The sequence below is a fragment of the Variovorax sp. J31P179 genome (assembly GCF_030316985.1).
Taxonomy (GTDB): domain Bacteria; phylum Pseudomonadota; class Gammaproteobacteria; order Burkholderiales; family Burkholderiaceae_C; genus Variovorax; species Variovorax ginsengisoli_B.
The window spans coordinates 871,574-892,304 of sequence record NZ_JASZYL010000001.1; the positions used below are offsets into that span (position 1 = coordinate 871,574).

16 protein-coding genes are annotated in these 20,731 nt (G+C 68.0%); 9 read left to right on the forward strand and 7 right to left on the reverse strand.

The window, feature by feature from the left end; all coding sequences use genetic code 11:
* The first annotated feature begins 79 nt into the window (after positions 1 to 79).
* Positions 80 to 667 (forward strand): hypothetical protein, encoded by a 588-nt coding sequence (locus QTI17_RS04245; RefSeq protein ID WP_286531267.1) that lies wholly within the window; start codon positions 80 to 82, stop codon positions 665 to 667.
* Positions 668 to 715: 48 nt separating this feature from the next.
* Here the strand turns inward: QTI17_RS04245 and QTI17_RS04250 are convergent, their stop codons facing one another.
* The gene (locus tag QTI17_RS04250) at positions 716 to 1,621 is read right to left on the reverse strand and encodes a LysR family transcriptional regulator (protein WP_286531269.1); all 906 of its coding nucleotides are present in this window, start codon (positions 1,619 to 1,621) and stop codon (positions 716 to 718) included.
* A 111-nt stretch (positions 1,622 to 1,732) separates the two neighbouring features.
* On the opposite strand from QTI17_RS04250, the gene metE reads away from it, so the two are divergent.
* Positions 1,733 to 4,027: a 5-methyltetrahydropteroyltriglutamate--homocysteine S-methyltransferase gene (gene metE, locus QTI17_RS04255; RefSeq protein ID WP_286531272.1), complete on the forward strand. Its 2,295-nt coding sequence runs from the start codon at positions 1,733 to 1,735 to the stop codon at positions 4,025 to 4,027.
* Between the two features lie 5 nt (positions 4,028 to 4,032).
* Here metE and QTI17_RS04260 read toward each other — a convergent pair whose 3' ends face one another.
* Entirely contained in the window at positions 4,033 to 5,466 is a 1,434-nt protein-coding gene (locus QTI17_RS04260; RefSeq protein ID WP_286531274.1) for a short-chain fatty acyl-CoA regulator family protein, read from the reverse strand.
* 42 nt (positions 5,467 to 5,508) lie between these two features.
* Between QTI17_RS04260 and QTI17_RS04265 the strand changes: the two genes are divergently transcribed.
* The 5 genes from QTI17_RS04265 to QTI17_RS04285 are packed head-to-tail and all read left to right on the forward strand — an operon-like array spanning position 5,509 to position 11,600.
* Positions 5,509 to 5,760 (forward strand): hypothetical protein, encoded by a 252-nt coding sequence (locus QTI17_RS04265; protein ID WP_286531276.1) that lies wholly within the window; start codon positions 5,509 to 5,511, stop codon positions 5,758 to 5,760.
* On the forward strand, positions 5,757 to 6,920 hold the full coding sequence (prpC, locus tag QTI17_RS04270; RefSeq protein WP_286531278.1) for a bifunctional 2-methylcitrate synthase/citrate synthase: 1,164 nt from the start codon (positions 5,757 to 5,759) through the stop codon (positions 6,918 to 6,920). Before QTI17_RS04265 ends, prpC begins: the two co-directional genes overlap by 4 nt.
* Before the next feature lie 13 nt (positions 6,921 to 6,933).
* Positions 6,934 to 9,528: a Fe/S-dependent 2-methylisocitrate dehydratase AcnD gene (gene acnD / locus QTI17_RS04275; RefSeq protein ID WP_286531280.1), complete on the forward strand. Its 2,595-nt coding sequence runs from the start codon at positions 6,934 to 6,936 to the stop codon at positions 9,526 to 9,528.
* On the forward strand, positions 9,528 to 10,721 hold the full coding sequence (gene prpF / locus QTI17_RS04280; RefSeq protein WP_286531282.1) for a 2-methylaconitate cis-trans isomerase PrpF: 1,194 nt from the start codon (positions 9,528 to 9,530) through the stop codon (positions 10,719 to 10,721). The genes acnD and prpF overlap by 1 nt, the downstream gene beginning before the upstream one ends.
* Positions 10,722 to 10,739: 18 nt before the next feature.
* Positions 10,740 to 11,600, forward strand: coding sequence for an isocitrate lyase/PEP mutase family protein (locus QTI17_RS04285; protein WP_286531283.1), 861 nt, complete (start codon positions 10,740 to 10,742; stop codon positions 11,598 to 11,600).
* Between the two features lie 48 nt (positions 11,601 to 11,648).
* On the opposite strand, the gene QTI17_RS04290 is transcribed toward QTI17_RS04285, so the two are convergent.
* Positions 11,649 to 12,941 carry an NAD(P)-binding domain-containing protein gene (locus tag QTI17_RS04290; RefSeq protein ID WP_286531284.1) on the reverse strand — a complete coding sequence of 431 codons (1,293 nt, stop codon included), beginning with the start codon at positions 12,939 to 12,941 and terminating at the stop codon, positions 11,649 to 11,651.
* 280 nt (positions 12,942 to 13,221) lie between these two features.
* On the opposite strand from QTI17_RS04290, the gene QTI17_RS04295 reads away from it, so the two are divergent.
* Positions 13,222 to 13,665, forward strand: a complete 444-nt coding sequence (locus tag QTI17_RS04295) for an outer membrane lipoprotein (RefSeq protein ID WP_286531285.1) — start codon at positions 13,222 to 13,224, stop codon at positions 13,663 to 13,665.
* Between the two features lie 75 nt (positions 13,666 to 13,740).
* Here the strand turns inward: QTI17_RS04295 and QTI17_RS04300 are convergent, their stop codons facing one another.
* On the reverse strand, positions 13,741 to 16,257 hold the full coding sequence (locus QTI17_RS04300) for an AI-2E family transporter (RefSeq protein WP_286531287.1): 2,517 nt from the start codon (positions 16,255 to 16,257) through the stop codon (positions 13,741 to 13,743).
* Positions 16,258 to 16,514: 257 nt separating this feature from the next.
* Between QTI17_RS04300 and QTI17_RS04305 the strand changes: the two genes are divergently transcribed.
* The gene (locus QTI17_RS04305) at positions 16,515 to 17,645 is read left to right on the forward strand and encodes a sensor histidine kinase (RefSeq protein WP_286531289.1); all 1,131 of its coding nucleotides are present in this window, start codon (positions 16,515 to 16,517) and stop codon (positions 17,643 to 17,645) included.
* A gap of 34 nt (positions 17,646 to 17,679) precedes the next feature.
* On the opposite strand, the gene QTI17_RS04310 is transcribed toward QTI17_RS04305, so the two are convergent.
* The 3 genes from QTI17_RS04310 to QTI17_RS04320 all read right to left on the reverse strand — a co-directional run.
* Positions 17,680 to 18,954: a phospholipase D-like domain-containing protein gene (locus QTI17_RS04310; RefSeq protein WP_286531291.1), complete on the reverse strand. Its 1,275-nt coding sequence runs from the start codon at positions 18,952 to 18,954 to the stop codon at positions 17,680 to 17,682.
* A gap of 157 nt (positions 18,955 to 19,111) precedes the next feature.
* Positions 19,112 to 20,362 (reverse strand): ROK family transcriptional regulator, encoded by a 1,251-nt coding sequence (locus QTI17_RS04315; protein WP_286531294.1) that lies wholly within the window; start codon positions 20,360 to 20,362, stop codon positions 19,112 to 19,114.
* A gap of 17 nt (positions 20,363 to 20,379) precedes the next feature.
* Positions 20,380 to 20,731 (reverse strand): ATP-binding cassette domain-containing protein (locus QTI17_RS04320; RefSeq protein WP_286531296.1); only part of this gene is annotated, 352 nt, incomplete at its 5' end.

The following is a 20,731-nucleotide window of genomic DNA, read 5'->3' on the forward strand; positions in this document are numbered from 1 at the left end:
CCCGGCGTCAGTGCCACGCGCAGCGGCCAACGCCGGCAGGCACTTTCGCCTCCATCCACTTTTCCTCCCAGGAGTTCTCATGACCGACAGCATCCGCAGCGACCTCGTCCTCTCGCAATCGGCCTTCAGCCACGTCATCGACGTGCCCATCGAGCAAGTCGACATCGGCAAGTGGCTCTTCGGCTTGCCCGAAGCCGAGTACCAGCGGTGCGCGCCGCCGGACCATATCGCTTGCGGCTCGACCCGCACCGACGATGGTCGCCCGATGTCCATCAATGTCGAGCAGATCGGCACCGGCCTGGTCGTCCAGCACTATGTGGGCGAAGTGGTCGGAAAGCTGCGCTGCCTGCTGGTGTCGACGTCGGACGTGTTCACACCGGCAGGGCGCACCCGGGTGCAAGTCATCTGGGAACTCAGCGCCAAGGGTTTGAGCGACGGGCGCACCGAGTACACGAACTCGGTGGTGTCGCATCCGACGGAAGAGTTCCTGACCTTCATTGCGAGCCACGGGGTGAGCTTCGAGCAGGCATCGCACGACCGACAGCTGGCCTCCGGCGATCACAACAGCCGTGAAACGCCGTTGTTCGCAGAGAGCATCGCCCGGGCAGCGCGGGCCAATGCCAGGAGCGCCAGGAGCGCCGAGACGCCGACGGCAGTCGCTGCTTGAGCCTGCGAAGTCTCACCCCGCCATCTGCGGCATCGACAGCATCCGTGTTCAAGCCTTGCGCGGTTTCTCCCGCGCCGGCTGACGCGCGAAGTCGATGAAGGACTTGAGGTAGTCCACGTCCATCTCCGCTTCCCGGCCACCCAGGAAGATCTGCTTGGCGAGCCCATGGCGGCCGAGCCGGACGGGGACGATCTCCAGCTTGTCCGCATACTCTTCAACCAGCCAACGCGGCAGCGCTGCGACGCCCCTGCCGCTGGCCACCATCTGCAGCATGATGTCGGTCGTCTCGATGGTCTTGTGGCGCTTGGGCGTGATGCCTGCGGGCATCAGGAACTGGTTGTAGACGTCCAGCCGCTCGGGCGCCACCGGGTAGGTGATCAGGACCTCCGGCGTCAGCTGCGCCGGCTTCACGTAGGCGGCCGATGCCAGCGGGTGGCTGGCGCCCACGACCAGCACCTGTTCGTAGTCGAACACAGGCTCGAAGCGCAGCCCCGGCTTGAACAGCGGATCCGGTGTCACGAGCAGGTCGATCTCGAAGCCGAACAGCGCACCGATGCCCCCGAACTGGAATTTCTGCTTGACGTCCACATCCACGTCGGGCCACTTGGCCAGGTAGGGTGCCACGACCTTCAGCAGCCACTGATAGCACGGGTGGCACTCCATGCCGATGCGCAGCGTGCCACGCTCGCCTTGCCCGTACTGCTGCAGGCGCTCCTCGGCGACGTCGAGCTGGGGCAGGACGCGATTGGCGACGGCGAGCAGGTATTCGCCGGCCTGCGTGGGCCGCAGGGCGCGCCCCTCGCGCAGCCAGATCGCAGTGCCCAACTGCAGTTCCAGTTTCTTCATCGCATGGCTGAGGGCCGACTGCGTCAGGCACAGCGTCGCCGCGGCAGCGGTCAGTGAGCCCTGCCTGTCGACCTCCCGGACGATGGCCAGATGAATGCGCTCCAGCATTTCGTATGAATGAAACTAATCGATTGTTGAAATAAGACCATTTTACTTCATGGAGTGGCATCCCTACGATCAGCGCCATTCGCATTTCCGATGCATCCCGAAAGCAGTCTCATGGTCCTGACCCACAATCTTGGTTTTCCCCGAATCGGCGCGCAGCGCGAACTCAAGTTCGCGCTCGAGTCCTACTGGAAGGGCGCTTCGTCGCGCGACGAACTCCAGGCCCTCGGCGCCCGGTTGCGCCAGCGCCACTGGCAGCGGCAGGCCGGCCTGGACCTCGCGCCGGTGGGTGACTTCTCGTTCTACGACCAGGTGCTGGACATGAGCTTCACGCTGGGCAACCTGCCCGAGCGCGTGCGGGGCTTCCATGGCGATGTCCTGGACAACTATTTCCGGGTCGCCCGTGGCCGCTCGGCGCACGGCAGCGAAGACCACGGCGCCTGCTGCGGCGGTGTCGCCGCCGGCGAAATGACCAAGTGGTTCGACACCAATTACCACTACATCGTGCCGGAGTTCACGGCGCAGACGCACTTCAAGCTGGATGCCTCCCGCCTGCTGGCGCAGCTGGCCGAGGCCAGGGCGCAAGGGGTCAAGGCCAAGCCCGTGATCGTCGGACCGGTCACCTACCTCGCCATCGGCAAGGCCAAGGACGATTCGGACAAGCTGGCCCTGCTTCCGCGGCTTCTGGAGGCCTACGCCGAACTGCTGGACACCCTGGCCGCGCAGGGCGTCGAGTGGGTGCAGATCGACGAGCCGCTGCTGGTGACCGAGCTCGATGCCGACTGGCAGCATGCCTACAACACCGCCTACCACCAGCTCAAGGGCTGCCGCGTCAAGCTGCTGCTGGCCACCTATTTCGGCCAGCTGCTGGAGAACCAGTACCTGGCTGCCAACCTGCCGGTGGCGGGCCTTCACATCGATGCCGTCAACGGCCGGGCCGACGTGACGCCCCTGCTGGGCCTGATGCCGGCCCACAAGGTGCTGTCGCTCGGCGTCATCGATGGCCGCAACATCTGGAAGACCGACCTGGCCGCCGTGCTCGACTGGCTCGAGCCCATCGCGCAGAAGTTGGGCGGCGACCGGCTGTGGATCGCACCGTCGTGCTCGCTGCTGCACGTGCCGGTCGACCTCGAGAGCGAGCAGAAGCTCGATCCGGAAATCAAGTCGTGGCTGGCCTACGCGCTGCAGAAGCTCGACGAACTGAAGCTGTTGTCGACGGCGCTCAACCAGGGCCGCGACGCGGTCAAGGACGCGCTCGCCGCCAACCAGGCTGCCGTTGCAGCGCGTCGCGTGTCGCCGCGGGTCCACAACCCCGCGGTCCGGGCGGCGATCGCCCGGATCGACGCCGAGCTCGGCCGACGCAAGAGCGGCTACGCGCAGCGCGCCCCGCTGCAGGCGGCGCGCCTGAAGCTCCCGGCTTTCCCGACCACCACCATCGGCTCGTTCCCGCAGACCGCGGAGATCCGCCAGGCACGCAGCCGGTTCAGGGCCGGCGAGCTCGGCGAGGCCGGCTACAAGAGCGCCATGCAGGCGGAGATCGCCCGCAGCGTTCGCGAGCAGGAGGCATTGGGCCTCGACGTGCTGGTGCATGGCGAAGCCGAGCGCAACGACATGGTCGAGTACTTCGGCGAGCAACTCGACGGCTATGCCTTCAGCCAGTTCGGCTGGGTGCAATCCTACGGTTCCCGCTGCGTCAAGCCGCCGATCCTGTTCGGCGACATCACGCGCCCCAAGGCGATGACGGTCGAATGGATCCGCTATGCGCAGTCGCTGACGAACAAGCCGATGAAGGGCATGCTGACCGGTCCGGTCACGATCCTGAACTGGTCGTTCGTGCGCGACGACCAGCCTCGGTCGGCGTCATGCAAGCAGCTGGCGCTGGCGATCCGAGAGGAGGTGCTCGACCTCGAGAAGGCCGGCGTGGGCGTGATCCAGATCGACGAGGCGGCCCTGCGCGAAGGCTTGCCGCTGCGCAAGTCGCAGTGGAAGAACTACCTCGACTGGGCGGTCGAATCGTTTCGCATCACCGCCAATGGCGTCGACGACGAGACGCAGATCCACACCCACATGTGCTATTCGGAATTCAACGACATCATCGCGTCCATCGCCGACATGGATGCGGACGTGATCACGATCGAGACCTCCCGCTCGGACATGGAACTGCTGGACGCTTTCGACGACTTCAACTACCCGAACCAGATCGGCCCCGGTGTCTATGACATCCACTCGCCCAACATCCCGACCCGGGAGCACATCGTGCAACTGATGAAGAAGGCGGCCGAGCGCATTCCGGCCGAGCGGCTGTGGGTCAACCCGGACTGCGGCCTGAAGACGCGCCAGTGGGCCGAGGTGATTCCCGCGCTGACCCACATGGTCGAGGCCGCCAGGGCCCTGCGCGCGGTCGCCTGAGGCGATCAGGGCGGGTCGGCCGAGTCCGCCGGGTAGGGCGTGAAGCGGCTTTCGTTCTCGTTCACCTCGAGCGGCCTTCCCACGAACGGGAAGGCCCGCTGCGGACAGCGCGTGCGCTCGCACACCTTGCAACCCATGCCGATGGGCGTGGCGATCTCGGGGTCGTCGAGGTTCATGCCCCGCGAATAGACCAGTCGCGGCGCGTGCCGGGTGTCGCAGCCCAGCGCCACCGAGAAGGTCTTGCTCGGTGCGCCGTAGCCGCCCTGGCCCTTCGAGACCGTGCGGGCGATCCAGAGGTAGGTGCGGCCATCGGGCATGCGCGCCAGCTGCGGCAGGATCTTGCCGGGCTGCGAGAAGGCCTCGTACACGTTCCACAGGGGGCAGGTGCCGCCGGTCTTGGAGAAGTGGAAGTGGGTGGCGGACTGCCGCTTGGAGATGTTGCCGGCGCGGTCCACGCGGATGAAGAAGAAGGGCACGCCGGGCGCGTCCGGCCGCTGCAGCGTGCTCAGGCGATGGCAGATGGTTTCGAAGCCGACCCCGAAGCGGCGCGAGAGCCGGTCGATGTCATAGCGCATGGTTTCGGCCGCCTTCAGGAACGCCGCGTAGGGCAGCAGCAAGGCGCCCGCGAAGTAGTTCGCCAGGCCGATGCGCGCCAAGGTCCGCGCCTGCGGATCGCCGCCGAATTCCGGCGTATCGACCAGCCGGTCCAGCAGCGCGGACTGCTCCAGCAGGGCCAGCTGCGTCGCCAGCTGGAACGCCTGTTGTCCGGCTTCCAGCGAGGCCGACAGCCGCAGCGTCCGGCTGCCCGGCTCATAGCGGCGCTGGCTCTCCTCGGCCTCATCGTGCGATGGCATCGCGTGCACGCCGTGCCGCTGAATGAGTCGGCGGACGAGCCATTCCGACAGCGGGCCTCCTTCGGCGTTCGCCTCGGCCGCGAGCGCCTCGGCGGCACGGTCCACGGCATCGAAATGGTTCTGGTGGGCGAAGAAGAAGTCGCGCACCCTCTCGAAGGCCATCGGCCGCGTCGGCGCGATGTCGGCGCGGTCGTCTCCCAGGCGCAGTGCCATGGCTTCGAGACGCTGGGCCGCATCGGCATTGCGACGGTGCAGGGCCAGCAGCGCGCGCCCCACGGCGGGCATCTGCGAGGCGACCTCGAGCAGCTCCGGCAACGCGACCTCCTCGCCGCCCGGGTTGTCGACCAGGGCCTCGCGCATGCCGGCCACCAGGCGCGCTTCCTCGTCCTCGGAAAACTGCTGCACGTCGATGCCCAGCGCACGACTGATCCGGAGCAGGACGGCGACGGTGAGCGGCCGCTGGTTCTGCTCCAGCTGGTTCAGGTAGCTCGGCGAAAGGCCGAGCGCGTTCGCCAGCGCGACCTGCGACAGGCCGCGTTCGGCCCGCAGCTTGCGCAGGCGCACGCCCATGAAAGTCTTCTTCATCGTGATCTCCGCCGGGTCGAACGATTTGCAAGATTCGCAAATTTGCCGATTTTTCTTCGCAAACCTTCGCCCTTTCAGTTCTTCTGCAAGGACCCGATTGTGCGTAAATTGCGAAGCATGACAACACCCTGCGCCACGGTTGCACTGAAGGACATCGTCTTTCCGGACCAGGCCAACCACTACGGAACGCCGCCGGAAGAAGTTCTCAAGGGGGTGTTCGAGATGGTGGCCGTGGATGCCGCAGGACGCCCCGTTCCCATCGATCGCTCTTATCTGGACAAGGAGACTGCATGACAACCGCCACCCGGGCTGCACCCGCAGGGTTCAAGCCGAAGAAATCCGTTGCGCTCTCGGGCGTCACGGCCGGCAACACGGCCTTGTGCACCGTCGGCCGCACAGGCAACGACCTGCACTACCGCGGCTACGACATCCTCGACATCGCGGAGGTCTGCGAGTTCGAGGAGATCGCCCACCTGCTGGTGCACGGCAAGCTGCCCACGGCGGCCGAACTGCGGGCCTACAAGGCGAAGCTCAAGGCCATGCGGGGCGTGCCGGCCAGCGTCAAGTCGGCCCTCGAGCAGATCCCCGCGGGCGCGCATCCGATGGACGTGATGCGCACCGCCGTGTCGGCCCTGGGATGCACGCTGCCCGAGAAGGACGATCACAACGCGCCGGGTGCGCGAGACATCGCCGACCGCCTGATGGCCTCGCTGGGCTCCATGCTGCTGTACTGGTACCACTGGTCCACGCAAGGCAGGCGCATCGCGCTGGAAACCGACGACGACTCCATCGGTGCGCACTTCCTGCACCTGCTGCATGGCACCCAACCCAGCGCCGCCTGGGAACGCGCCATGCACACTTCCTTGAACCTCTATGCCGAGCATGAGTTCAACGCCTCGACCTTCACGGCGCGCGTCATCGCCGGCACCGGCAGCGACATGTACTCGGCCATCGCGGGCGCCATCGGGGCGCTGCGCGGGCCCAAGCACGGCGGCGCCAACGAGGTCGCGTTCGAGGTCCAGAAGCGCTATGACTCGCCCGACGAAGCCGAAGCGGACATCCGTCGCCGGGTCGAGGCCAAGGAAGTGGTGATCGGGTTCGGACATCCGGTCTACACCGTGAGCGATCCCCGGAACGTCGTCATCAAGGGCGTCGCCAGGTCGCTGTCGGATGAAGCGGGCGCCAGCAAGATGTTCGACATTGCGGAGCGCCTGGAGACGGTGATGTGGGATGCCAAGAAGATGTTCCCCAACCTCGACTGGTTCAGTGCCGTGAGCTATCACATGATGGGCGTGCCGACGGCGATGTTCACGCCGCTGTTCGTCATTGCCCGTACCAGCGGCTGGGCCGCGCACGTCATCGAGCAGCGCATCGACAACAAGATCATCCGCCCGAGTGCCAACTACACCGGTCCCGAGGACCTGGCGTTCCTGCCCATCGGCGATCGCCGCTGACAGGAACCCGCGCATGAACACCTCGTACCGCAAGAAGCTCCCGGGCACGTCGCTGGACTATTTCGACGCCCGCGAAGCCGTCGACGCCCTTCGGCCCGGCGCCTGGGCCGGGCTGCCCTACACCTCGCGCGTGCATGCCGAGAACCTGGTGCGCCGCTGCGACCCGGCCATCCTCGACGACTCGCTGCTGCAGTTGATCGAACGCCGGCGCGACCGCGACTTTCCGTGGTTTCCGGCCCGCGTGGTGTGCCACGACATCCTGGGACAGACCGCACTGGTGGACCTGGCCGGCCTGCGCGATGCCATCGCCGACAGGGGCGGCGATCCGGCCCAGGTGAACCCTGTGGTGCAGACCCAGTTGATCGTGGACCACTCGCTGGCGGTCGAGTTCGCGGGCTTCGATCCGGATGCGTTCGCCAAGAACCGCGCCATCGAAGACCGTCGCAACGAAGACCGGTTCCACTTCATCGAGTGGACCCGGAAGGCCTTCAAGAACGTCGAGGTGATCCCGCCGGGGAACGGGATCATGCATCAGATCAACCTGGAGCGGATGTCGCCGGTCGTCCATGCCAGGGACGGCGTGGCCTTCCCCGACACGCTGGTCGGCACCGACAGCCACACCCCCCACGTGGACGCGCTGGGCGTGATCGCGATCGGCGTCGGCGGGCTCGAAGCCGAAAGCGTGATGCTGGGCCGCGCTTCCTGGATGCGGCTGCCCGACATCGTCGGCGTCGAGCTCAGCGGCAAGCCAGGGCCCGGCATCACGGCGACCGACATCGTGCTGGCGCTGACGGAGTTCCTGCGCCAGCAGAAGGTGGTGGGCGCCTATCTCGAATTCCATGGCGAAGGCGCCTCGGCATTGACGCTGGGCGACCGGGCGACGATCTCCAACATGACGCCCGAGTTCGGCGCCACGGCGGCGATGTTCTCGATCGACCGGATGACCATCGACTACCTGCGCCTCACCGGACGCACGGACGAACAGGTTCGCCTCGTCGAGACCTACGCGAAGGAAGTGGGACTCTGGTCGGACGCATTGGCCAGCGCGGAATACGAGCGCGTGCTGCGCTTCGACCTGCGCGCGGTGGTGCGCAACATGGCCGGCCCGTCCAACCCGCACAAGCGCCTGCCGACCTCCGAGCTGGCCGCGCGCGGGATCGCTGCCGAGTGGGAGGACGTGCCGGGCCGGATGCCCGACGGCGCAGTGATCATCGCGGCCATCACCAGCTGCACCAACACCAGCAACCCGCGCAACGTGATCGCCGCCGGCCTGCTGGCGCGCAATGCCAATGCGCGCGGTCTCGTGCGCAAGCCCTGGGTCAAGTCGTCGCTCGCGCCCGGCTCCAAGGCGGTGCAGCTGTACCTGGAAGAGGCCGGCCTGCTGCGCGAACTGGAACGGCTGGGCTTCGGCATCGTGGCCTTTGCCTGCACCACCTGCAACGGCATGTCCGGTGCGCTGGACCCTGCGTTCCAGCAGGAGGTCATCGACCGCGACCTTTACGCCACGGCCGTGCTGTCGGGCAACCGCAATTTCGACGGCCGGATCCATCCCTATGCCAAACAGGCCTTCCTGGCGTCTCCGCCGCTGGTCGTGGCCTACGCGATCGCCGGCACCGTGCGCTTCGACATCGAGAAGGATGTGCTCGGCATCGACGCCGACGGCTTGGCCGTGACGCTGAAGGACATCTGGCCGAGCGATGCCGAGATCGACGCCGTGGTCGCCGCCAGCGTCAAGCCCGAGCACTTCCGCCGCGTCTACGATCCGATGTTCAAGATCGGCGTGGCCGGCCACGCGCCGATCAGCCCGCTGTACGACTGGCGCCCGCAGAGCACCTACATCCGCCGCCCACCGTACTGGGAGGGTGCGCTGGCCGGCGAACGCACGCTGCGTGGACTGCGCCCGCTGGCCTTGCTGCCCGACAACATCACGACCGACCATCTGTCGCCGTCCAACGCCATCCTGCGCGACAGCGCGGCGGGCGAGTACCTGCACCGGATGGGCCTTCCCGAGGAAGACTTCAATTCCTACGCCACGCACCGCGGCGACCACCTGACGGCGCAGCGCGCGACCTTCGCCAATCCGCAGCTCGTCAACGAGATGGCCGTGGTCGACGGCAAGGTCCGGAAGGGCTCGCTCGCCCGGATCGAACCCGAGGGCCGGGTGGTTCGCATGTGGGAAGCCATCGAGACCTACATGCAGCGCAAGCAGCCGTTGATCATCATCGCCGGCGCCGACTACGGCCAGGGCAGTTCGCGCGACTGGGCGGCCAAGGGCGTTCGGCTGGCAGGCGTGGAAGCGATCGCGGCCGAGGGCTTCGAGCGCATCCATCGCACCAACCTGATCGGCATGGGCGTGCTGCCGCTGGAGTTCAAGCCGGGCGTGAATCGCCTGACGCTGGGCCTGGAGGGCACCGAGACCTACGACGTCGTGGGTGAGCGTCGACCGCGCGCCGACCTGGGCCTGGTGATCCGCCGCCGCAACGGCGATGTCGTCGAGCTGCCGATGACCTGCCGGCTCGACACCGCCGAGGAGCTCTCGATCTACGAAGCCGGTGGCGTGCTGCAGCGATTTGCGCAAGACTTCCTTGCTTCCACGGAACCGGCCTGATGTCACACACGCCACAAATCAAGATCCCGGCGACCTGCATGCGCGGCGGCACCAGCAAGGGCGTGTTCTTCCGCCTGCAGGACCTGCCGGAGGTGGCGCAGCGCCCCGGGCCGGCACGCGACGCTCTGCTGCTCCGCGTGATCGGCAGCCCGGACCCTTACGGCAAGCAGATCGACGGCATGGGCGGCGCGACCTCCAGCACCAGCAAGGCGGTGATCCTGTCGCGCAGCAGCCGGCCCGGCCATGATGTCGACTACCTGTTCGGCCAGGTGGCCATCGACCGGCCCTTCGTCGACTGGAGCGGCAACTGCGGCAACCTTTCCGCCGCCGTGGGGCCCTTCGCGATCGCCAACGGACTGGTCGATGCCAGCCGGCTGCCGCGCAACGGCATGGCGACGGTGCGGATCTGGCAGGCCAACATCGGCAAGACCATCGTCGCGCACGTGCCCATGAGCTACGGCGCCGTCCAGGAGACGGGCGACTTCGAACTCGACGGCGTGACATTCCCGGCGGCCGAGGTGCAGCTGGAATTCATCGACCCGGCCGACGAGGGTGACGGCGAGGCCGGTGGCGCCATGTTTCCGACCGGCAACCTGGTGGACGACCTGGAAGTGCCCGGTGTCGGCACCTTGAAGGCGACGCTGATCAACGCCGGCATCCCGACCATCTTCGTCAATGCGGATGCCGTCGGCTACGCCGGCACCGAGCTGCAGGATGCGATCAACGGCAGCGACGCCGCGCTGGCGATGTTCGAAACCATTCGCGCGCACGGCGCCGTGCGCATGGGGCTGATCCGGGACATCGCCGAGGCCGGCCTGCGCCAGCACACACCCAAGGTGGCCTTCGTGGCGCCTCCCGCGGCCTACACGGCCTCCAGCGGCAAGCCGGTGAACGCGGCCGACGTCGACCTGCTGGTGCGCGCACTGTCCATGGGCAAGCTGCACCACGCGATGATGGGCACCGCGGCGGTGGCCATCGGCACCGCGGCCGCCATCCCCGGCACCTTGGTGAACCTGGCGGCCGGTGGCGGCGAACGCACCGCCGTGCGCTTCGGCCACCCCTCGGGCACGCTGCGCGTCGGCGCCGAAGCCAGGCAGGTCGACGGCCGGTGGACGGTCACCAAGGCCTTGATGAGCCGCAGCGCCCGCGTGCTGATGGAAGGCCAGGTCCGCGTACCCGGCGACAGTCTTTGAATCTCAGGAGTCTTTCCAGTGTCCACTCGCAAGCAACTCAGATCGCTGGTCGAAGCCCGTCGCGGCGTGATCGTCCCGGGCGCCTTCAACGCGCTGTCCGCCAGGGTCATCGAAGACCTGGGGTACGAAGCCATCTACGTCACGGGCGCCGGCGTCACCAACATGTGGTTCGGCATGCCGGACCAGGGCTTCATGGGCCTGCACGAGATCGCGGACCACACCGCGCGCATCCGCGATGCGGTCGAGCTGCCCCTGATCGTCGACGCCGACACCGGCTTCGGCAACGCGCTCAACGTGCGTCACACCGTGCGTGTGCTCGAGCGGGCCGGCGCCGACTGCATCCAGCTCGAGGACCAGCTGGCGCCCAAGCGCTGCGGCCACTTCTCGGGCAAGGAAGTCATTTCCACCGAAGAGGCGGTGAGCAAGATCAAGGCGGCGGTCGATGCGCGGCACGATCCGGACTTTTTGATCATGGCGCGCACCGACGCCTGCGCCACCCAGGGTTTCGAGGCCGCCCTCGAACGCGCCCAGTTGTTCGCGCAGGTGGGTGCCGACATCCTGTTCGTCGAGGCTGTCACCACCGCGGAAGAGATCCGCGCGCTGCCGGGGCGATTGGGCAAGCCGCAGCTGATGAACATGGTGATCGGCGGCAAGACGCCGATCGTCGGCGCCGACGAGCTGGGCCGCCTCGGCTACGGCATCGTGCTCTACGCCAATGCGGCGCTGCAGGGTGCGGTGGCGGGCATGCAGAAGGCGCTGACGGTGCTGCGCGATGCCAGGCGCGTCGACGAGGACCCGGCGCTGGTCGTGCCGTTCGCGGAGCGGCAGCGCCTGGTCGGCAAGCCGGTCTGGGATGCGCTGGAAAAGCGCTACACCTGATCGCCCGCGCGGATCGCCGTCGTGGCCGCGTGCGGCCGCGCAGCGGCGTCAGAGCAGAGGGTAGGGCTGGTCGTCCGGTGTGCCGAGTGCCAACTCGCGATAGAAGTCCCAGCCCCGCTCGCCGGCGTAGGTGCCTCGGTCCCGCTCGGCGAGGTAGCGCACGATGTCGAAGTGGTTGAGCCTGCCGTCGACCGGTTCCATGTCCAGCTGCGCCGTGCCGCGGATGTGCGACATGACGGATCGCGCCATCAGCATGAAAGCCCAGGGCGCGGCGCCGATGCCGTCCAGTCCCACGCCCGGGAAATAGAGGTCCGGCGCATCCAGGCTGCGGAAGATGCAGGCGCAGCGCGAGGCCAGTTCGGCGACGGTTCGCACGCGTGCAATGCGCGGCTCCTCGAAGTACGAGAGGTCGGTCTGGTAGCCCGTGCCCCAGAGGAGCACGTCCCCCGCGAGCCGCGTGCCGTCCGACAGCGTCACGTGGCGCCCCTCGATCTTCTCGACGCTGCCCGGATACCGCTCCAACGCGGCAAAGCTGGCCAGCATGCGTGCGCGGCCGGGTATGAGCTGGTCTTGCCGCACGTCCAGCAAGCGCTGGGGTCGGATCGACTGGATGCCGAACTTCTCGTAGCGGGACAGCAGGTCGGCGCCGATCGTCTCGTTCTGCTGCGTGACGGTCATGCCGCTCGCCTGCATCTTCGCGTAGGGCCGCACGCTGCCGGCGATCGCCTTCGGCTTTCCGGTCGGCGTGAACCAGCGCAAGCCCCGGTACACCCATGCGATCCGGCGCGCCTTGTGCTCAAGGCACAGGTCCAGCAAGTCGAAGGCCGAGGCGCCGCCGCCGACCACGATCACTTCGCGTCCGGTCAGCTCGGTCGGGTCGCGCAGGGCGCTGGAATGCAGCTCTCGCAATTCGCTGTCGCGACGAATCGCATCGGGTATGGCGGGCGTGTTGTGGCCCCCGGTGGCCGCCACCAGATGACGCGCCCGCACCGTGCCGCCTGGCGTGTCGAGCTCCCAGCAGGTGCCGGTGTAACGCGCACGAGACACCGGGCTGTCGAGCCGGATGCGGTCAGCCAGGTCGAAGCGCTCGACCCATGCCTCGATGTTGGCGAGGATGCACGGCTGCTTCGGGCCACCCATCGGCAGATCGCCGAGGGTCCAGTCGGCCGGGCTGATCTGGATGTCCTGCCACGCCGGAAGCTGGCGCCACAGGCCGCCGACGCCGCCCTGCTTTTCGAGCAGCAGCGAATCGAGGCCCGACTGCCGCGCGTAGTGCAGGTGGATGACGCCGGCGACCCCTCCGCCGACGATGGCCAGGTCGAGCAATGGGGTGGCTTGCATGGATGCTCCTCCTCATGGCCCAAGGGCGCGGTGCACGGAAGGAGATCGCCTGGCAGCCGAGTGGGCCGATGATGCACCCGACGTTCGCGGCGTGGCAATAGCGGGCCTGGAACGGCCGCCGAGGGCTGCGACGGAGGCACGCGCGAAATTGCCCCTAAGTGCAGTAGACGCCGCCGTCGAAGCAGCACATAGTGCGCGCACGAGGCTGGCGAATCTGTCTTCGTCGCCTCCCGAGCCCGATCCGCATCGGTTTCATCCACCTTGTACCGGAGTCCAATTCATGAAAGTGCGCCTCTTCTCCTTGTTTTCCGCATTCGTAATGGCTGTCCTTCTCACCGCTTGCGCCGCGCCGGGATCGCAGCAAGGGTCGATGACTATCCGGCAGGGCAAGATCGAGCAGATCATGCCGACGGAGATCCCGACTTCTCACCATACCGGTGTGGGGGCCGTGCTCGGCGGCCTCGCCGGCGTGGGCGTCGGCAGTCTGATCGGCGGCGGTACCGGCCGCGATGTCGCCATGGTGGTGGGCGCGATCGGCGGCAGCGTTGCGGGCAGCCAGATCGCCGAGCGCTACAGCAGGCCGCTGGAAGGCCAGCAGATCTTCGTTCGCACCGACAGTGGCGTGCTGGTCGAAGTGACGCAGCCGGTGACTCCCGGCCTGCGAGTGGGCCAGCGGGTCTTCATCCAGGGCAACGGCGAGGGCGCCCGCGTGATGCCTCAGTGAAGCTGCCTCAATGAAGCTGCCGCTGCGTGAGTCGCTCTCACGCTCGCGGCCGGGCGGCTTCGCGTCCGGTCCGCGTCAGGCCGACGGCAGCAGCTGACCGACCGTGGCCGACGGCGGACCCATGGCCACCGGCGCCGGCACCATCTCGCCCCATTGCGCGGCCGCGGCCTGCAGGGCCTGCATCAGGTCCTTGGCCATGGCTTCCAGCAGACGAACCTCGCTCTGGCTGAGCGCGCGGGGTTCGACATCCAGCAGACACAGCGTTCCCAGCACGTGGCCGCCCGGTCCGCGCAGCGGCGCGCCCGCATAGAAGCGCAGCCCCTTGCCCTGCAGCGCGGGGTTGCCGGCGAAGCGCAGGTCCCTCGACACATCGGGCACCACCAGCGTCTGTGCGTTCGCGACCACATGGCCGCACATCGACAGCTCGCGCGGCATGCCGAGGTCGACGCCGCGCAGCGGTGCGGCATCCGGGCTGGCCGGCGCGCGCAACTCGCCGTAGGCGCCGCGCACCTCCTGCGTGCTCTCCTCGATCAGCGACACCATGGCCATCGGCACGTCGAACACGTCGGCCGCGCGCTGCGTGGCGGCATCGAAGAGCTCCTTCGCGCGCGGATCGAGCGCGCCGCTGGCACGCAGGGCGTGGAGCCTGTCGGCATCCGCCTCGGGGCGCGCCGCCTGCATGAAGCCCTCGGCCGGCTGGGTGCCGGTCAGTGCGGCGATCGCGACCACCGCCTCGCCGACCGAGGTGACGACGCCGTCCGCGCCGAGGTTGCGGATCGCTTCCTCGCCCAACAGCTCCGGTGGCGCGTTCCACAGGCCCAGCACGACCCGCGTGCCTGGCCAGCGACGCTTCAGCCGCCGGCAGAAGTGGCGCGCCGCCACCTGCGGGTCGGGGCTGAAGTACGAGATGCACACGCACTCCACGCCGCCCAGGTCGAGCCCCGTGATGAAGTCCGCGTTGACCGCGCCGGCCCCGTGCGGCAGGGCGACGCAGCCCTGCATCGACAGGGCATGCGCCAGCATGCGCGCCGCCAGTGTATCGACTTCCCATTTGCCCCCGATGCACACCACCGCGGCGGGCGCGGAGGCCGAGTGCGGTTCGGGATGAAGCTCTCGCATCTCGTCGATCAGGGCCTCGATGCCGATCACCACGCGGTGCCGGTGCTCGGCACGCGCGACGTTGGCGTGGTCGCTCGAGGCCATGCGCAGCACCTGCAGCCCGGTCTCGTTGTAGAAGCCGAGCACGTTGTGGTCGACGACCTGGTCGGTCGCGAGCTCGATGGCTTCCTCGACATCGTCGGCGATCAGGCGCTGATAGATGCGCGTCGGCGCGTCGAGGGCGGGCTGGCTCCCGAGCAGGACGTCCAGGAAGCGCAGCCGTGGCAGGTGCCGGCCGATGACCATCAGGCAGACCGTCAGCGGCGTCGACATGATGAGACCCAGAGGGCCCCACAGCGCGGTCCAGAAAGTCGCCGCGACCATCAGCGACATGGCCGAGAGTCCGGTGCTCGCGCCGTACAGCCAGGGCTCGATCACGTTGTTGCTCAGCATCTCGAGCGCGATGATGAGACCGATGGTCCACAGCACCATGCTCCAGCCGGGATCGACCGCGAAGGCCAGCGCGATCGGGAACACGGCGGAGATCATCGGCCCCACGTACGGAACGAAACGCATCACCGCCGCCACCGCGCCCCAGAGCATCGCGCCCGGCACGCCGATGAACCACAGGCCGAGCGCCATCGGCACGCCATAGCTGAAATTCACCACCAGCTGCATCGTGAGGTATTTGCTGATGCGCTGGCCGGCCTCGTCCATGGCATCGGTCGAGCGATGCAGGCTGCCGCCCCAGAGTCGAACCAGGCGATCGCGCAAGTCCAGCCGGTCCAGCAGGATCAGCACCACGAAGACCAGCACGATGCCGGCGGTCGCCAGCGGCGCGCTCGCCATCTCGAGCAACGAGATGCCTTGCTGGAAGGACGAGGGCGTCTTCTCGACCAGCTGCACGGCTTGCGCCGGCGCGGGCGCCGTGTTGCCGGTGGCGCCCCTGGCGCCCGCGCGAGCCGGGGCCGGGGCTTGCGGTGCGTCCTCGACCTCCTTCTTGAACGTGTCGAAGGTCTTGATGACGCCGTCGAACATCCCGGGGCCGCTGGCCCGGGCGCGGAGCTCGCTGAGCTTGGTCTTGATGTTGTTCTGGTAGGTCGGAAGTTCGGCGCTCAGGGTACTGACCTGACTGCCGAGCAGCAGGCCCGCCATGCCCATCGTGCCGAGGGCCAGCAGCACCACGAGCATCACCGCGGGCGCGCGCGGCAGGCCCAGCCGCTTGAGGCGCATCACGAGCGGGTCGAGCACGAAGCCCAGCAGGAAGGCGAGGGCCAGCGGCATCAGGATGTCGCGGCCGAAATAGAGGGCCGCGATCACCACAGTTGCCGTCACCGCGCCGGCCATTGTCCTCAGTTCCGGCACCAGCGAGACCAGGGCGAGGGCAGTGGAAGGCGCGGCGGCGTCCGGTGCCGCGCTCGCGGCAGCACCGTGCTCAGGGCCGGCGCCCGACTCTCGCGAAGTGGCGCTGGCCATCGATGTCGGTGGGCTCACGCGGTTTCCTTGATTGTCGACGGGTGGCCCAGCTTGTGGCCGAGCAGCACCGGGCAGGGTCGGCCAATGGCCCGCCGGGAGGTAGGCAGCCAGCCAGGGCTTCAGGGCCCTGAACGGGGCGGGCTCCATTTCGGCAGCGCACGGAAGGCGCATGATGGACCTTTTCGGGCGACTCTCGACGACGTGCGGGAGGCGTCGAACTTTCCCGCTGAGCGCTTCGACCGGGTTGAAGCGCGAGGCTATCGCTGGAGGACCCCATGCACCGATTCCTCTACAACCATCGCGACGAGCTCATTGAGCGGTGCAAGGCAAAGGTCGCTCGGCGGCCCAGGCGAGAAGCCACGGCCGCCCAACTCGCCAACGGCGTGCCCATCTTTCTGGACCAGTTGACGAGAACGCTGGAGGCGCAGGAAAACGGCGAGGTCGACGAGAGTTTCCGTATTTCAGGTGCCGCCGGGGGTGGCGCAAGAACGGCCTTGTCCGAGATGGGCCTGAGCGCTGCTGCGCATGGCAAGGAACTGCTGGCGCTCGGCTTTTCCGTCGACCAGGTGGTGCACGACTACGGCGACCTTTGCCAGGCCATCACCGACCTCGCCGTCGAACTCGATGCGCCGTTTTCTGTCGACGAGTTTCGCACCTTGAACCGTTGCCTCGACAACGCCATTGCCGATGCGGTGACGGAGTTCGGCATCTGGCGGGACGCCGGCGTCGCACTTCAGCAGACCGCCGACGAGAACGAGCGCCTGGGCGTGCTGGTGCACGAACCGCGAAACTACCTGCACACCGCAACGCTTGCGTTCACGGTGCTCGAATCGGGAAAGGTTCCGATCGGCGGTGCGACCGGCGCCGTGTTGAAAAGGAGCCTGACTTCGTTGGCGACCCTGCTCAACCTGTCGCTGTCCCAGGTCAGGGGCACGGCCGAAGCGTCACAGGAGACGGCTTTTCCGGTCGCGTTGCTTGTCGCGGAAGCCAGGAATGGCGCCGCGCTCGATGCCAGCGCCAGGGGCTGCACGCTCTTGGTCCGCGATGTCGATCCCGCGCTGGCCATTTCGGGCAATCGGGAGCGGCTCCTGGCGGCTTTGGCGAACCTGCTGCAGAACGCGCTGAAGTTCACCCACGCCGATTCCGAAGTCACACTGAGTGCCCACGCCGAAGGCGACCATGTCCTGGTCGACGTCGAGGATCATTGCGGAGGACTGCCGCCAGGCGCTGCCTCGCGCATCTTCCAGCCCTTCGTACAAGTCGGCGACAACAAGACCGGGCTGGGACTCGGTCTTTCCATCGCGCGCCGAAGCGTCGAGGCCGATGGCGGCGTCCTGACCGTTCGGGATGTGCCGGGCACCGGATGCGTCTTCACCATCAAGCTGCCCCGAAGAACGCTGGGCTAGGCGCCGGCCCGGCGGTCCCGCCGCGCTCTCGTCCTCACAGCTGTTTCGACAGCCATGCTGCGACGTGCTCCATGGCTTTCTCCGTGAGAGGCCGGTCTCGCCACGCCGCCAGCGTGAGCTGCCTGGATTGCTTCAGGTCGGCCTCGAACTGGGCGGTCTGTGCCGCCGCGAAATCCTCGTCGTAGATGTTCAGGTTGGCTTCGTCGTTGAGCCTGAAAGAGCGGTTGTCGAAGTTCGTGGAGCCGACCGAGACCAGCAGCCCGTCGACCGTGAAGACCTTGCAATGGAACATCGTCGGCTGGTACTCGCTCATCTGCGCGCCCGCCTCCAGCAGCGGTCCCCATGACGCTCGCGATGCCCCACGGACCGTCTGCGAGTCGATGATGGGTCCCGGCGTGATGATCCGCACGCGCACCCCTCGCCGCATGGCGGCCACCAGCGCGTCCACCGTCAGGTCGTCGGGCACGAAGTACGCGCTCGACAGGTCGATGGTCCGTGTCGCCGCGGCGATCGACAGCAGGTACATGAGGTGCATGCTCTCGCTGCCGCCGGATGGCGAGCTGCTGAACATCTGGGCGCGTCCCTCGCCCACGGGTTCGATCGGCGGAAAGTAGCGTCGGCCATGGAGGACATCGCCCGAGACCTTGATCCAGTTGTCCATGAAGACGGCCTGCATCTGCGCGACGACCGGCCCCTCGACCTTGAAGTGGGAGTCGCGCCAGTGCTCGGCGTCCTGCGCGCTGCCGGTCCAGTTCGGCGCGATGCCGACGCCGCCGGTGAAGCCGATTCGTCCGTCGACGACCAGCAGCTTGCGGTGGGTGCGGTTGTTCATGCGGGCGATGTCGTACCAGTCGGGCTTGTGGAACTTCCGGATCTCGACGCCGGCATCCTCCATCTCGCGCAGGAATGCCTCGTCCACCTTGGCGCTGCCGAGCCAGTCCAGCAGCACGTGCACCTTGACCCCCGCGCGGGCCCTTTCGGCGAGGGCGTCGGCGAAGGCCTTGCCGATGTCGCCGGACCAGTAGATGTAGGTCTCGAAGGTGATGCTCTGCCGTGCCCCGCGAATGGCGGCCAGCATCGGGGGAAAGATCTGGTCCCCGTTGTAGAGGGCCTCGAAGCGATTGCCGTGCGTGATCGGGGGGCCCAGCATGACGCCCAGCACGTGTTGGTACTGCGGATCGCGCAGCGCGTACTCGCGCCTCACCTGCTCGTCGAGCTTTTTCTCGCCGCTGCGGAAATTGAGGACGAGCAGCGTGGCGGACAGCGTGAGGACGAAGGTCCAGGCGATGGCTTTCAGGTGGCGTCTCATGCGGCCCTGTCGCGCGTGTCGAAGAAAGTTGACAAGAGGTACTCCGTTGGCTTGGACCAAGCCCTGCCGCGTATGTTGGCGCCAGGCGGCCTGCGCGCGAATCGTCCTCGGGAGTCAACGCATGTAGGCCGGCGAGCCGACCCGTCGAGGGTCCGCGTCAGCCCGCCCCCTTGTCCAGCTTCAGGAACAGGTCCCGGTCGGGCGCGAAGTTGGCATGCAGCGGCAGCAGCGCACCGCCGAGCGCGCGGGCGTCCGAGCCGGTGGTGCCGGGCAGCAGCTGCGGACATTCGACGCCTTCCCAGCTGTAGCGGCTGCGCGCGGCCGACACCGCGTCGAGCAGCGCCTCGAGCAGCTCGCGGCTGAACGAGCCGTCGATGATCACGCCTTCGAGATCGAGCAGGCAGGCGGCGTCGTGGATGGCCAGCACGATCGCCGGTGCGGCCTCGTCCAGCCAGGCTTGCGTGATCGGTTGCCAGGGCGCCTGCAGCGCCCGCCGGTCGGACACCGCGTCCGGGTCCAGCCCGGCTTGCTCGAAGCGCCGCTCCAGCATGATCAGCGAGGCCACGCTGAGCAGTTGCGGCGGCGGCGCGGTGTCGCCCGGCATCGCCCGGTGCAGGGCCAGCGAGCCGATCGCGCCCGCGTTGCCGTTGAGTCCGCCGCGCAGGTGGCTGTCGATCACCAGTCCGCCGCCCACGAAGGTGTCGACGAAGATGTAGACGAAGCTGCGCACGCTGCGGCCGCGCCCGGCCACCAGCTCGGCCACGCAGGCGGCCGCGGTGTCCTTGACGAAGCTCACCGGCAAGGTCGACAGCGCCGCCACCCGCGCCCGCACGTCGGTGCGGTTCCAGGCCGCGGCGCGGTCGGCCTCGACGCCCAGCAATGCCTGCCAGCCGCCCAGCGACAGCGGCGCCGCGATGCCGATGCCCTGCAGCCGCTCCTGCTCGGCGGCACCCAGCAGCGCATGGAACTCGGCCAGCCGGGCGGCAATCTCGCCGAACACCGCCTCGGGCCGGGGATAGTCGTAGCTCAGGCTGCGCCGCGCCCGCACCGCGCCGGTGAAGTCGACCAGCAGCATGTCGAGGCTGCGCCTGCCGAGCTTGATGCCGATCGAGAAGGCGCCGTCCGGGTTCAGCGCCAGCGGCACCGAGGGCTGTCCGACCTTGCCGCGCAGCAGGGCGCCGCGCAGCAGCAGGCCGTCGTCGATCAGCCGCTTGGTGATCAGCGAGATGGTCTGCGGCGTCAGCCGGGTCAGCCGCGCCAGCTCGGCGCCGGGCATCGGGCCGTGGTTGCGGATCGCCTGCAGCACCACGCGCTCGTTGTACTGGCGCAGGCCGCCCTGGCTCGAGCCGCGCGGGCGCAGCCGGGTCGTCTCCTGCGACCCGTCGTCGGCCGAGGGTGGCATCGTCATCGCATGCACCGCCCCGCTCACGCCAGGCATTCGGCGGGCAACTGCTCGGGCGGCAAGGCCCCGGTCATGACCGCGACCGTGTCGCTCATGCTGATCTTCTTCGGGTTCAGCACCGCGCCGCGCTTGCCCAGCCGGGCCACGTGGATGCGGTCGGCGATCTCGAACACGTGCGGCATGTTGTGGCTGATCAGCACCACCGGCAGGCCCTTGTCGCGCACCCGCCGGATCAGCTCGAGCACCATGTTGCCTTCCTTGACCCCGAGCGCCGCGGTCGGCTCGTCGAGGATCACGACGTGGCTCGCGAAGGCCGCCGCCCGCGCCACCGCCACGCACTGGCGCTGGCCGCCCGACAGCGTCTCGACCGCCTGC

What these genes read in the sequence shown, in the direction of transcription:
- QTI17_RS04260 (WP_286531274.1), bottom strand. Translation starts at nt 5,466, where the DNA reads ATGAAGAAGACTTTCATGGGCGTGCGCCTGCGCAAGCTGCGGGCCGAA.
- QTI17_RS04290 (WP_286531284.1), bottom strand. Translation starts at nt 12,941, where the DNA reads ATGCAAGCCACCCCATTGCTCGACCTGGCCATCGTCGGCGGAGGGGTC.
- acnD (WP_286531280.1), top strand. Translation starts at nt 6,934, where the DNA reads ATGAACACCTCGTACCGCAAGAAGCTCCCGGGCACGTCGCTGGACTAT.
- QTI17_RS04305 (WP_286531289.1), top strand. Translation starts at nt 16,515, where the DNA reads ATGCACCGATTCCTCTACAACCATCGCGACGAGCTCATTGAGCGGTGC.
- prpF (WP_286531282.1), top strand. Translation starts at nt 9,528, where the DNA reads ATGTCACACACGCCACAAATCAAGATCCCGGCGACCTGCATGCGCGGC.
- metE (WP_286531272.1), top strand. Translation starts at nt 1,733, where the DNA reads ATGGTCCTGACCCACAATCTTGGTTTTCCCCGAATCGGCGCGCAGCGC.
- QTI17_RS04245 (WP_286531267.1), top strand. Translation starts at nt 80, where the DNA reads ATGACCGACAGCATCCGCAGCGACCTCGTCCTCTCGCAATCGGCCTTC.
- QTI17_RS04250 (WP_286531269.1), bottom strand. Translation starts at nt 1,621, where the DNA reads ATGCTGGAGCGCATTCATCTGGCCATCGTCCGGGAGGTCGACAGGCAG.
- QTI17_RS04310 (WP_286531291.1), bottom strand. Translation starts at nt 18,954, where the DNA reads ATGAGACGCCACCTGAAAGCCATCGCCTGGACCTTCGTCCTCACGCTG.
- prpC (WP_286531278.1), top strand. Translation starts at nt 5,757, where the DNA reads ATGACAACCGCCACCCGGGCTGCACCCGCAGGGTTCAAGCCGAAGAAA.
- QTI17_RS04315 (WP_286531294.1), bottom strand. Translation starts at nt 20,362, where the DNA reads ATGACGATGCCACCCTCGGCCGACGACGGGTCGCAGGAGACGACCCGG.
- QTI17_RS04295 (WP_286531285.1), top strand. Translation starts at nt 13,222, where the DNA reads ATGAAAGTGCGCCTCTTCTCCTTGTTTTCCGCATTCGTAATGGCTGTC.